This is a genomic window from Lysinibacillus sp. NPDC097231 (assembly GCF_044761885.1).
Lineage (GTDB): Bacteria > Bacillota > Bacilli > Bacillales_A > Planococcaceae > Lysinibacillus.
This window is the reverse complement of the sequence record NZ_JBIWDH010000007.1, coordinates 102939-115257: the sequence shown is the minus strand read 5'-3', so window position 1 is coordinate 115257 and position 12319 is coordinate 102939. Positions and strand designations below refer to the sequence as shown.

The window sequence follows — 12319 nt, the reverse complement described above, 5'->3', positions numbered from 1 at the left end:
TATAGAGATAGAAAAGAGTGTATGGAGGGCTGACAGTGTCACAGATAAGGGTGTTATTAATAGAGGATGATCCGATGGTGCGAGAAGTGAATCGCCAATTTATTGAAAAGGTAGCCGGATTCCAAGTAATTGGACAAGCCTCAAATGGCATTGAGGGGATTGCCCAAATACGTAAACTTAAACCAGATTTAGTATTTATGGATATTTTCATGCCAGAGCAGGATGGGGTGACGAGCTTAAGAAAAATTCGTGAACTCAAATTATCAGTAGATGTCATTACGGTAACCGCTGCTAACGATATGGAAACTGTAAAGCAAGTACTGCATCTTGGTGTCTTTGATTATATTATGAAGCCTTTTTCGTTTGAACGAGTACAAGGAACACTTGAAAATTATTTGCGTTTTAAAAAGCGCATGCAAATAGAACGTGAGCTAACACAAGGAGAGCTTGATCAGCTATTCCATTATCATAGCGAGCATAACACGTTGGAGCAACCAAATATTTTACGTTCAGAAAAAAGTTTACCTAAAGGCTTTAATCGGGCAACACTTGAAAAAGTTGTGCACTACTTGCAATCCGTAGAAGGAGCATCTGCTGAAGAAGTTGCGAGTGGAGTAGGCATTGCCCGTGTAACAGCAAGACGATACTTAGATTATTTAGAGAAGCAAGAAGAAATTACGATGGATGTGCATTATGGTGGCATTGGTCGTCCAGTAAATTATTATTTTAGTAAATAACGAAAACCCTGATTGTCCTATAGGCAATCAGGATTTTTTATGGCTATATTAGTATGGCATAATTTTTTCGACAGGCTTTGGCGTTTTAATTTTAGGTAAAATCTTGTCTAATGTAACAGTACGCTTGATGATGTGAGTAGACTCGTCATTTTCCTCAAATTGCTCAAGAAATGAAATAACTTCTTTTACAATCGGCGTTGGCGTCGAAGCCCCTGCTGTTACAGCGACAGTATTAATTCCTTTTAACCATTCAATTTTTAACTCAGAAACGTCTGCGATTCGATAGGATGGTGTCCCTGCAATTTCAACAGACACTTGCGTTAAACGATTCGAGTTATTGGATTTTGGGTCACCAACAACAATAAGTAAATCGGCTTCCCCAGCTTGCTGAGCAACTGCCTCTTGACGTACTTGTGTTGCCAAACAAATCTCTTTATGCACTTCAATATGTGGGAATTTCTCTTTTAAACTATCCATTAAATGAGCAACATCCCATTGACTCATAGTTGTTTGATTTGTAACCAATAATTTATCATTTGTTAAATTTAATGCATCAATATCAGTGGATGACTGTACTAAATGCACATGATCTGGTGCAACGCCAATGGCTCCCTCTGGCTCTGGATGGCCTTTTTTACCGATATAAATAATATCATAGCCTTCTGCTGATTTTTCACGAATTAAATCGTGTGTAACTGTTACGTCAGGACATGTAGCATCAATGGACACTAAGCCTTTTCGCTTCGCAATTTCACGAATTTCAGGTGAAACACCATGCGCTGTGAAAATAACAGTGCCTGTTTCAACTTGTTCAATAATTTCTAAACGATTATCGCCATCTAATGTGATGATGCCATCCTCTTCAAAGGCATCTGTGACATGTTTATTATGCACAATCATACCTAAAATGTAGATAGGTCTTGGTAATGTTTTATCGAGTGCGGCGTTTCGAGCGATAACCATCGCATCTACAACACCGTAGCAATAGCCACGTGGATTAATTTTTAATACTTGCATGGTTGTGACTCCTTTCAAGCTTACCTATCTACATTATAACGGACAGGGACAGCGAATACAAAGAAACGTTCATCTACATAGGTGGTTGGAAAATACGTGGTTTGGATGGAAGTGGTTCAGGAGGAGTAAGTGATGCATTTTGCCGCGACTCTCTTCGGCTTTTACTAGAACCTTTACCATCGCTTGCTGCAGCACCAGCAGCTACTGCTCCAGCCCCCGCGGCAGCTCCTGCAGCAGGGAGACCTTGAAATCCTTTATACAGTTTTAAAAGTGACGGGATATTTTTTACCATCGGCATTGCTTGCTGAATGTAAGGCGTATATGTTTTGGCAGAGTTGAATAAACTATTCGCTTGCTGTAAAAATGAACCGATTTTTGAAGGCTCCTGCATAGTTGGCATCGGCATTTGCCCTCCAAATGTCCCTATTCCATTGGACATTGGAAAGCCACCCGGAATTCGTGGTTGGGCAGGGAAGCCTCCAGGCGTGAAAAAGGACTGCGGTGACATCTGAGGAGGTGTTGGCATTGGCATTTGCATGGGCATTTGCATCGGCATTTGCATGGGCATCCTCATGCCGCCCGGATACATAGGGAACTGATAAGGTGGTCTAAATACCATAATGATCTCCTTTCAATACTTGTTTATCATTGATGACATACCCGATTATAGATATGATATGCAGATGGCTATGATAGCGTTCGACTAAGACAAATAAGCAATTAGGATGATTGTGAGAGATCTTACTCTATATCTACGTAATTCTTCCCGTTCCAAAGTAGTTGATATGTAGGGAAAATTCTCAAAAAGTACACACTTTTTTCACTTATCCAGCTGTTTGTAATAGTATAATGTTTTGTTAGTTAAGGCTTTGTTATTTGCATGTAAATAAATTGTGTAGATGGTTTCGATAAGATGATTTTATAAAGAATCATCATCAAAAGCATGGGATGTTATTTTTTATAGGAATTTAAAATAGGGGGGATACTGTGACAATTAAAGTGAGAAGTATTGTGTCATTTGGGATTATCGTATTATTAGTATTAATTATGGGGATTTTTCAGCAACAAAACGCCAAATCCCAATTAGCGCAAGTACACTTAATGAAAGAGAAGACACTTCAATCAGCATTACTAGCAGATGAGATGAAGTTATCAGTTGTACAGGTTCAACAATATTTGACAGATATTAGTGCTACAAGAGCACTCAATAATTTAGATGACGGCTTTAAGCAAGCTGAAAATTATAGCGAAATTTTTTATCGGGATTTAGAAAAGCTTAAAAATTTACAACCACAATATCAGGAAAAATTAGATGCCATTAAGGTAGCTTTTGATGACTATTATAGCACTGGAAAGAAAATGGCTAATAGCTATATCCAAGATGGACCAGAACAAGGTAATAAAATTATGCTTGAATTTGATACTACATCTGTTGAAATTAATAAAAAAGTAGATATCTTCCAGAAAGAAAGTATCACAGAAATGCAAAATTCTCTAGCCGATGTTGAAAAGCATATTGATGAAAATGAACAGTGGTTCTTATGGATATTCAGCATTATTTTAATCATTTGTATAGTAGTAGGTTTTATTTTTGTACGTTCTATCGTTGTTCCTGTAAGTAAGCTTACTTCTGCAGTGGAGGTAATTGCTAAAGGAGATTTGTGTCAAGAGGATATTGAAGTCAGAACAAAAGATGAAATTAAAAAATTAGCGGATTCCTTTAATTTAATGAAGTCTAATTTACATTCACTAATACATAGCATGACCGTAAATGTTGAACATTCAACATCAGCAGCTGAACAATTAGCTGCAAGCACAGATGAAATATCACAGTCATCTAATGATATTGCTAACTTAGTAGAAAAAATGGCGACAAGTGATAATCAAGCTGCTGCTACTGGTCGTGAAAGTTCAATTGCGATGGATGAAACTGCCAAAGGGGTTCAACGAATTGCGGAAGCTACTCAGACGCTTCATTCAAAAGCAGTAGATACACAATCTATAGCAAACGAAGGCGAAAAAACATTACATATCGCAGAGAATCAAATGTCGGTTATCCAGCAATCTTCTAATACAACAAATGAACGCATTAAGCAGCTAAATGCACAATCAGCTGAAATTGTTACGATTACGAAAGTAATTTCAGATATTACAGAGCAAACAAATCTGTTAGCATTAAATGCTGCTATAGAGGCAGCTCGTGCAGGAGAGCATGGGAAAGGATTCGCAGTCGTGGCAGATGAAGTGCGTACATTAGCTGAGCAATCCAAAGCATCTGCCAATCAAATTGTGGATTTAATCGCGCAGATTCAGCAGGAAATGAAGGAAGTGGACAAAGCTGTAAGCGTAACAGTGTTAAATGTCGATGAGGGTGTGACATTCATCCAAAATGCACAAAATGCCTTCGATGGAATCTTGAAAGCAATTAGTGAAATGACTTCTCAAATCGAAGATGTTTCTGCATCTACACAACAAATTTCTGCAAGCTCAGAAGAAATGGCTGCATCGGTAAATGAAATGTCCTCTTCTGCCACTCATGCTGCACAACAATCTGAAACAATCGCATCGACAATTGAAGAGCAAACAGCAACTATTGAAGAGATTAATGCTGTTGCCAAATCATTAAGTGAAGAAGCAATGTTGGTGAAGGAAGAGATTAATAAATTTAAAATTTAAGACAGAACTGTAGTGGGGAGCCAATTATCAACCACTACAGTCTTTTTTATGAACAAAAAAACGAGGTAGCTCCAAAGATATGAATAATCAATTGGCACTACCTCGCTATATTTTTTGCAAAAGCACGTATTATTTATGGGAAAAATCATTTAGTTTAGAAGGAGGTACACAAGCGTTAGTGGAACAACTCTTCTGTAATGAGCATGCTGCACATTTGCCTTTCTTCTGCTTTTTAATGCTCTTATATAAGGTAATTCCTGCATAGCCAAATATAATACAACCGATTAAGATATTAATCAATAAAGTCATTCTCAACACCTCATATAAATAAATTCCCAATACCATAAATGATAAGTGCAATGAAGTATGCGACTACAAATGGATATATTGTAGCAAATAATGTCCATTTAAAGGACTGGGTTTCTCTTTTTATGGCACCGACTGTGGCTAAGCAAGGCATATAAAGTAAGACAAAGGCTAGGAACGTATAGGCACTTAATGCGTTAAAATGAGTTGTCATTGTTGAAGATAATACACCCTCGCTCACACCATAAATAATGGCCATTGTCGATACAATCACTTCTTTTGCAAGGAATCCGGAAATAAGGGATGCACCAGCTTGCCATGTTCCGAATCCAAGCGGAATAAACAACACTCCAAAAGCGCCCCCGATAAGTGCTAAAAAGCTATCATCCATGTCGACATTAACGCCTTGTGGTCCTAAATAAGAAAGGAGCCAAATGATTACGGAGCCAGCAAAGATTATCGTACCAGCCTTACGTAAAAATCCTTTTCCTTTTTCCCAGGTAGAACGCCAAAGTGTTTTAAGCTGTGGTACATGATAGGCGGGTAATTCAACGAAGAAAACGGAAGTTTCATTTTTCAAAATGGTCATAGATAATATTTTCGTCACAATAAGCGCTATTACTATTCCCAGTACATATAGGGAAAATACAACTAAAGATTGATGTTCTGTAAAGAATGCTGCACCAAACAAAGCATATACAGGTAATCTTGCTGAACAGCTCATAAACGGAGCTACAAGAATGGTTAATAAACGTTCCTTTGGATGTTCAATTGTTCTGGCAGCCATTACGCCAGGAACATTACATCCAAAACTAACAATCATCGGAATAAAGGCTTTGCCGTTTAAGCCGAAAAATTCCATAAGACGATCCATGACAACAGCGATTCTCGCCATATATCCAGAGTCCTCTAATAGTGAAATAAAGAAAAATAGAACAAAGATTTGTGGTATGAAAACTAAGACACCGCCAACACCTGCAATTATCCCATCACATATTAAACGGATAATAAAAGGTGCAGCACCAATAGCTTCTAAGCCTTGAGTAACAGTATCTGTAAGTGGTCCGCCTACAAAGCCATCTAGGTAATCAGAAAGAGGTGTACCGATCCATGCAAACGTTGCTTGAAACATTAAATACATTAGTGCTAAGAAAATCGGAATACCTAAAACTGGATGTGTTAAAATTCTATCAACTTTCTCTGACCATTGTGTTTCACTTTTCTCTTGTATGATTACTTCGCTGTAGATGCTAGAAATATATAAATCACGTTTTTTAGCAATAGCTTTATTTAATGGTTCACCTATTTGCATCTCTAAAGCATCTCGCATTGCAGCAAGCTGTTCAAAGTCTTCCTTTTCTTTTAAATAAGCGTCAACAGCCTCATTTCCCATTAAAAATTGAATGGTACACCATCTTCTTTGTTCCTCAGGAATATGCTGTAATAATGCTTTAATTTTCGAGATACCTTCTTCAATTAGGTCATCATAGGTTAATGTAAAACGTTGTTGGGTACAGTCTGGGGATTGAATAGCAGCATAAAGACCTTCAACGCCTTTCCCAGTCCGAGCGCTTATTGGAAGAACAGGTACCCCTAAAGAACTCTGTAATTTCTCAACATCAATTGAAATACCCTTCTTTTTCGCTACATCAATCATATTTAAACAAATGAAAACTGGTTTTCTAAGTTCAAGGATATCTACAGTTAATTGCATATTTCGTTCGAAATTAGAGGCATCAATAATATTTAAAATTCCATCTACCTGATCTTCAAGTAAAAATGAAGTAACAACACTTTCATCTCTTGAAATTGGGTTAAGTGTATATACACCAGGTAAATCTATAATTTCTTTTTGTAGTTTTTTTACTTGTCCTACTTTTTTTTCAACGGTTACACCACTCCAATTGCCAACATATTCATATGAATTTGTTAACGTATTGAACAATGATGTTTTACCGATATTGGGGTTTCCTATTAAAGCTAATCTGCTCATAATTGTTCGACCTTTATATCCATTAAATCCCTTTTTCTAAGCCCAACTTTCTGTCCTTGGCATTCTAATATACATGCTCCAGAAAACCATCCTTTTTGGACCATACAAATTTGGCAGCCTTCTTTTATGCCAAAAGCTTGTAAACGTTTAGATAAAAGGGAATCAACTTGCTGAAGGTCTTTTACTTTAACATGTTCCCCCAACTGAACCGCATGAAGGTTCATGAGATCTACCTACTTCCTTGTGAGTGATAATCATTATCAAATAAATCTTATCATTTTTTATCTCGTCTATCAATAAAAAGTTTGCCGCAGCATTATTCAAATATAACTATACCTTACAGTGGAAGTCTTATGTCGGGTAACAATAAATTGACATAAAAAATACTAATACTTCAACAGCATTACAGCGCTTTTTTTATTGCATATTAACAGCATTTCGAGTAACTTTGATAAGGGCTTGGCAATAGCTATGATAAAAATACAAAATAATGTTCATGCTTGAGATAATAGGACGTTAATATACCTAAAAGTTCGAATCATGATACAATGGGAAAGATGTTAGGAGGAACGAATTATGTCAAAATATACTGATTATAATTTTCAGCCATTTTTGCAGGACGCAATTGCAGAACTTGGCTTTACAGAACCAACGCCAATTCAAAAGGAAATCATTCCGCTACTATTAAAAGGGAAGAGTGCAATCGGGCAGGCACATACAGGGACAGGAAAAACACATAGTTTTTTAATTCCGATTGTGCAACGTATTGAACCTGACAAGCAGGAAGTACAAGCTATTATTACTTCACCAACACGTGAGCTTGCACAACAGATTTTCGATGCGTTAAATCAATTAATAGAAGGAACAACTATTCAAGCGAAATTATTTATTGGGGGTACGGACAAACAACGCTCTATTGATAAGTTAAAAACGCAACCACAAATTGTAGTGGGGACACCAGGACGTATTCGTGATCTCGTTTCAGAGCAAGCGTTATTTGTGCATACTGCGCCAATTTTAGTTGTCGATGAGGCTGACCTAGCCTTCGATATGGGTTTCATAGAGGAGATTGATGGTTTTGCTTCCCAAATGCCAGAAAAGCTTGAGATGTATGTCTTCTCTGCAACGATTCCAGAAAAGCTTCAGCCTTTCTTAAAAAAATATATGGAAGCACCAGTGCACATCCACATGAACGATAAACGCCCAGTTGCAGAAGGCATTGACTTTGTGCTTGTACCAGTGCGATCTAAATCCCGCAATAAACGTTTGTTGGATGTAATTGAAGGCATAAATCCGTTTTTGGCTGTCATTTTTACAAACACACGTAAAAATGCGGAGCAAGTTGCCAGCTATTTAAATGAGCATGGCATCCGTTGTGGACAAATACATGGTGATTTAAGCCCGCGTGATCGTAAAAAAATGATGAAACAAATTCGTGAATTGGACTATCAATATATTGTTGCAACAGATCTTGCTGCACGTGGTATCGATATTCAAGGAATTTCACATGTCATCAACTACGAAATTCCAGAGGACTTAGAATTCTTTATTCATCGTGTAGGACGTACAGCTCGTGCAGGAAATAAAGGAACTGCTATCACATTGTTTGAGCCATCTGATGAGGATGCTTTAATTCGTGTTGAAAAAATGGGCATTCCATTTGTACAAAAAGACGTAAAAGATGGAGAATGGTCTGAACTAAAAGATCGTCATGCTCGAAAAAATCGTGTCAAGCATGAAAATGAAATCGATGTAAAAGCAAAAGCATTGGTTCGTAAACCGAAAAAAGTAAAACCAGGCTATAAGCGTAATATGAAATGGGAAATGGAAAAAATCAAAAAACGCGAACGTCGCTTAAAAAATCGCGGTAAAAAGTAAGGAGGCATTCTAATGTTACTTGGATCACATGTTTCAATGAGCGGAAAAGAAATGCTGCTGGGATCAAGTAAAGAGGCCCTTTCATATGGGGCAAATACCTTTATGATTTATACAGGGGCACCACAGAATACCCGTCGTAAGGCAATTGCTGACCTTAATATTATGAACGGTCTACTACACATGAAAGAGCATGGGATGACAAATATTGTTGTTCATGCTCCGTACATTATCAATATTGCGAATACGGAAAAGCCAGAAACTTTCCGTCTTGGTGTAGATTTCTTACAATCTGAAATCGAACGTACAGCTGCATTAGAAGCTACACAAATTGTTTTGCATCCTGGTGCTCATGTCGGTGCCGGTGCAGATGCAGGGATAGCCAAGATTATTGAAGGTTTAAATGAAGTGCTGTCACAGGATTACCCTGTACAAATTGCACTAGAAACGATGGCAGGGAAGGGAACTGAATGTGGTCGATCCTTTGAAGAGCTTGCTAAAATTATAGATGGCGTTACAAATAATGAGCGTCTATCCGTATGTTTTGATACTTGTCATACTCATGATGCTGGTTACAATATCGTAGAGGATTTCGATGGCGTATTGAATGAGTTTGATAAAATGATCGGTGTCGATCGCATTAAAGTCCTTCATATTAATGACTCTAAAAATGTTCGTGGTGCAAGAAAAGACCGTCACGAAAATATTGGCTTTGGTCATATTGGCTTTGACGCATTAAACTACGTGGTACATCATCCACAATTAAAAGAGATTCCTAAAATCTTAGAAACGCCATATGTTGCATTAAATAGTGATGCCAAATCAAAATCGGCCCCATATAAACACGAAATAGAGATGCTACTTAACGGTGAATTTAAACCTGAGTTAATAAATGGTCTAAAAGGATAAAAAATAATGAGCCCGAAATCAGCTAGAAGTAATACTGATTTTCGGGCTCTATTATTATTTGGTAAACAATGCGATAAGTTGTCGAGAACGCTTTCTACCTAAAACAGCCTCAACTTCTACAAGTATATCTTTCGGAATACCTAAAAAAAGCCATGAAAATGAGAATTGCTCCAAATGGGGCCGAAGTTTTTTTACTTCAGACGTCGTAATTTCAAATCCCTCAGTACGAGCAATCGCAACAATTTCCTTATCACTACTTTGTGCTAATTGCTGCAAAAATTGAATACTCAAAGCTAATCCTCCTTTATAATGTTTTTAGTGTCCTGAAACGAAATCCTAGTTATGAATGACGTGACAGCTATAAAAACCATCACTTTAAAAGTGACAGTGCCTATTCCAGCTTAAAATTATTAGCTTTTCAAATAACAAATTTGTTTAGACTTTGACCAGCCAAAAGTGACATCTAAATGTATCTAATTATTGCCAGTTAAAATAGCATTCTTATGAAGCATCACCGAAAGTTGATAATGATATTTGCTAGAATATTAAAGTACGTGCATAAGTCGATGGGAGTGAAGACTGGAGACCATCAGGAAAGTGCCTAGTCGAAATGAAAATCAATCCAAGTTATGATGATGAACCAATCTTATTTTCTTTACAAAAACTGTACTTTCATTTATACTTACAATTTGTAAATCGTAATGATTTTGAATTAGAAGGAAGCGAGCATACATGAAAGAAGCATTAATTGACATTAAGAACGTGTCATTTCAATATGACTATACGCAAGTATTAAAAAATATCTCTTTCCGTGTAGAAGAGGGAGATTTTTTAGCACTTCTCGGTCCAAACGGTTCTGGGAAATCTACTTTATTAAAAATTATTTTAGGATTATTAAAACCAATGTCTGGAGAAATAAAGCTATTTGGTGAACCAAGCGCAACTTTTAAGCATCGTGAATGGATAGGGTATGTGTCACAAAAATCCAATGCCTTCAATTCAGGATTTCCAGCAACCGTCCAGGAGGTAGTGAAAAGCGGATTAACCAAAAAATTAGGGCTATTTAAAAGACCTGGACGAGATGCAAAAGGAAAAGTGCAAGAAGCATTAAAAGCCGTTGGAATGGAGGCTTTTACGAATCGCAATATTGGTGAGCTATCGGGTGGGCAACAGCAACGAGTCTTTATTGCAAGAGCCCTAGTTAGTGAACCGAGGCTACTTATATTAGATGAACCAACTGTTGGCATTGATCATGAGAATGTGCAGTCATTTTATGATATGCTAGCGAAATTAAATCGGGAACAGGGAATTACAATGATTCTTGTCACTCATGATGTCGATACAGTGTCCAACCGCATCAGTCATGTGGCATGTTTAAATCAAACGATACACTTCCATGGTTACAAAAATGAATTCGATACAATTTCTCAGGATGCGCTCGATGCTTGGTATGGCCATTCTGTGAGAAAGATTCACTAGAAGGAGAAGGCTCAATGATTGAAGCAATATTACACTACGAATTTTTACAAAACGCCTTTTTTTCTGGGCTATTAATCGGCGTATTGGCACCTCTTCTAGGTGTCATTATTGTCGTTCGAAGGCTTTCACTTATTGCAGATGCTTTATCACATGTTACGTTAGCAGGTATAGCAGGGAGTCTATTCATCAGTCAATCTGTATCAGCCTTGGCTATGCTAAATCCAATTTATTTAGGTATACTTGCCTCTGTCAGTGGTTCGATACTAATTGAGCGTCTTAGACGTTTATATAAGCACTATGAAGAGCTTGCCATTCCGATTATTATGTCAGGTGGGATTGGTATTAGTGCTATATTTATCTCGCTAGCAAGTGGCTTTAGCACGGATTTAATGAGCTATTTATTTGGTTCAGTATCAGCTGTGTCACGGCAGGACTTATGGGTAGTAGTTGGAATTGCTGCTGTTGTTATCCTCTTTTTGTTTTTATTTTTTAAGGAGCTTTTTGTCTTATCGTTTGACGAGGAATATGCAAAAGCTAGTGGTTTACCTGCACGTTGGATTCATCTGCTATTTATGATTGTGACAGCACTTGTCATTGCGGCAAGTATGAGAATTGTTGGTATTTTGCTGGTGTCTTCCCTTATGACTTTACCAGTGGCTGCTGCCATGCGACTAGCAAAGGGCTTTAAGCAAACGATTATCTATGCAATTGTGTTTGGCGAAACGGCTGTGTTAATCGGTTTAGTAAGTGCTTATTATTTAGATTTAGCGCCAGGTGGTACAATTGTGGTCACTTCCATCTTCATTTTGTTACTTGTGATACTAGGTAAAAAAGTAGTATTTAAAATGGCTGCAAAACAAGGGGAGGTAGCACAGTGAATATTTCAAGAGCGTGGGAAATTTTAAAAGAGAACGGCTATAAAAAAACAGATAAGCGGGAGTTAATATTAGATATGTTTGCAGCAACTGATAAATATCTAACTGCCCGTGACTTACTAGATGTTATAAAAAAAGATTTTCCAGGCATGAGTTTTGATACGATTTATCGCAACTTAGCAACATTTGTGAAGCTTGGAATATTGGAGGAAACAGAACTATCCGGAGAACGTAATTTCCGTATGCATTGTGAGTCTGCACATCATCACCATCATTTTATTTGTATGGATTGTGGTAATGTCAAGGAGCTAAATGTTTGCCCTATGGAAATGCTTGGAGAAAAACTTCCAGACTATGAGATTGAAAATCATAAATTCGAGATTTATGGTAAATGTCCTGAATGTAAACATGAAACTCTGTCAAAATAACCTTTGACAGAGTTTTTTATTTTC

At 37.3% G+C, this 12319-nt stretch carries 14 protein-coding genes; 8 read left to right on the top strand and 6 right to left on the bottom strand.

The annotated features are described in order from the left end of the window. The first annotated feature begins 35 nt into the window (after positions 1–35). Positions 36–737: a response regulator gene (locus tag ACIQXF_RS06920; protein WP_402780534.1), complete on the top strand. Its 702-nt coding sequence runs from the start codon at positions 36–38 to the stop codon at positions 735–737. Positions 738–785: 48 nt separating this feature from the next. On the opposite strand, the gene ACIQXF_RS06915 is transcribed toward ACIQXF_RS06920, so the two are convergent. Together ACIQXF_RS06915 and vrrA are read right to left on the bottom strand one after the other, a co-directional pair. Further along, positions 786–1754 (bottom strand): 4-hydroxy-3-methylbut-2-enyl diphosphate reductase, encoded by a 969-nt coding sequence (locus ACIQXF_RS06915; RefSeq protein WP_402780531.1) that lies wholly within the window; start codon positions 1752–1754, stop codon positions 786–788. A 73-nt stretch (positions 1755–1827) separates the two neighbouring features. After that, entirely contained in the window at positions 1828–2373 is a 546-nt protein-coding gene (vrrA, locus tag ACIQXF_RS06910; protein ID WP_402780528.1) for a VrrA/YqfQ family protein, read from the bottom strand. A gap of 368 nt (positions 2374–2741) precedes the next feature. On the opposite strand from vrrA, the gene ACIQXF_RS06905 reads away from it, so the two are divergent. After that, the gene (locus ACIQXF_RS06905; RefSeq protein WP_402780525.1) at positions 2742–4430 is read left to right on the top strand and encodes a methyl-accepting chemotaxis protein; all 1689 of its coding nucleotides are present in this window, start codon (positions 2742–2744) and stop codon (positions 4428–4430) included. A 129-nt stretch (positions 4431–4559) separates the two neighbouring features. Here ACIQXF_RS06905 and ACIQXF_RS06900 read toward each other — a convergent pair whose 3' ends face one another. Genes ACIQXF_RS06900 through ACIQXF_RS06890 form a run of 3 tightly spaced genes read right to left on the bottom strand, consistent with a single transcriptional unit; the run spans position 4560 to position 6953 of the window. After that, on the bottom strand, positions 4560–4739 hold the full coding sequence (locus tag ACIQXF_RS06900) for a FeoB-associated Cys-rich membrane protein (RefSeq protein WP_402780522.1): 180 nt from the start codon (positions 4737–4739) through the stop codon (positions 4560–4562). Between the two features lie 10 nt (positions 4740–4749). Further along, on the bottom strand, positions 4750–6729 hold the full coding sequence (gene feoB, locus ACIQXF_RS06895; protein WP_402780519.1) for a ferrous iron transport protein B: 1980 nt from the start codon (positions 6727–6729) through the stop codon (positions 4750–4752). Next, positions 6726–6953, bottom strand: coding sequence for a FeoA family protein (locus tag ACIQXF_RS06890; RefSeq protein ID WP_402780516.1), 228 nt, complete (start codon positions 6951–6953; stop codon positions 6726–6728). Before ACIQXF_RS06890 ends, feoB begins: the two co-directional genes overlap by 4 nt. Before the next feature lie 352 nt (positions 6954–7305). Between ACIQXF_RS06890 and ACIQXF_RS06885 the strand changes: the two genes are divergently transcribed. Together ACIQXF_RS06885 and ACIQXF_RS06880 are read left to right on the top strand one after the other, a co-directional pair. Next, on the top strand, positions 7306–8607 hold the full coding sequence (locus ACIQXF_RS06885; RefSeq protein WP_402780513.1) for a DEAD/DEAH box helicase: 1302 nt from the start codon (positions 7306–7308) through the stop codon (positions 8605–8607). A gap of 12 nt (positions 8608–8619) precedes the next feature. Further along, a complete protein-coding gene (locus tag ACIQXF_RS06880; RefSeq protein WP_402780510.1) occupies positions 8620–9513 on the top strand; it encodes a deoxyribonuclease IV in 894 nt (297 codons plus the stop codon). Between the two features lie 54 nt (positions 9514–9567). On the opposite strand, the gene ACIQXF_RS06875 is transcribed toward ACIQXF_RS06880, so the two are convergent. Beyond that, positions 9568–9804: an endonuclease IV gene (locus tag ACIQXF_RS06875; RefSeq protein WP_402780507.1), complete on the bottom strand. Its 237-nt coding sequence runs from the start codon at positions 9802–9804 to the stop codon at positions 9568–9570. 319 nt (positions 9805–10123) lie between these two features. Between ACIQXF_RS06875 and ACIQXF_RS06870 the strand changes: the two genes are divergently transcribed. Genes ACIQXF_RS06870 through ACIQXF_RS06855 form a run of 4 tightly spaced genes read left to right on the top strand, consistent with a single transcriptional unit; the run spans position 10124 to position 12295 of the window. After that, positions 10124–10249 carry a hypothetical protein gene (locus ACIQXF_RS06870; protein ID WP_402780504.1) on the top strand — a complete coding sequence of 42 codons (126 nt, stop codon included), beginning with the start codon at positions 10124–10126 and terminating at the stop codon, positions 10247–10249. Next, positions 10246–10992, top strand: coding sequence for a metal ABC transporter ATP-binding protein (locus ACIQXF_RS06865; protein WP_402780501.1), 747 nt, complete (start codon positions 10246–10248; stop codon positions 10990–10992). The genes ACIQXF_RS06870 and ACIQXF_RS06865 overlap by 4 nt, the downstream gene beginning before the upstream one ends. Before the next feature lie 14 nt (positions 10993–11006). After that, complete coding sequence (locus tag ACIQXF_RS06860) at positions 11007–11870, top strand: metal ABC transporter permease (RefSeq protein ID WP_402780498.1); 864 nt, start codon at positions 11007–11009, stop codon at positions 11868–11870. Next, positions 11867–12295 (top strand): Fur family transcriptional regulator, encoded by a 429-nt coding sequence (locus ACIQXF_RS06855; RefSeq protein ID WP_402780495.1) that lies wholly within the window; start codon positions 11867–11869, stop codon positions 12293–12295. Before ACIQXF_RS06860 ends, ACIQXF_RS06855 begins: the two co-directional genes overlap by 4 nt. The last annotated feature ends 24 nt before the right edge of the window (positions 12296–12319 follow it).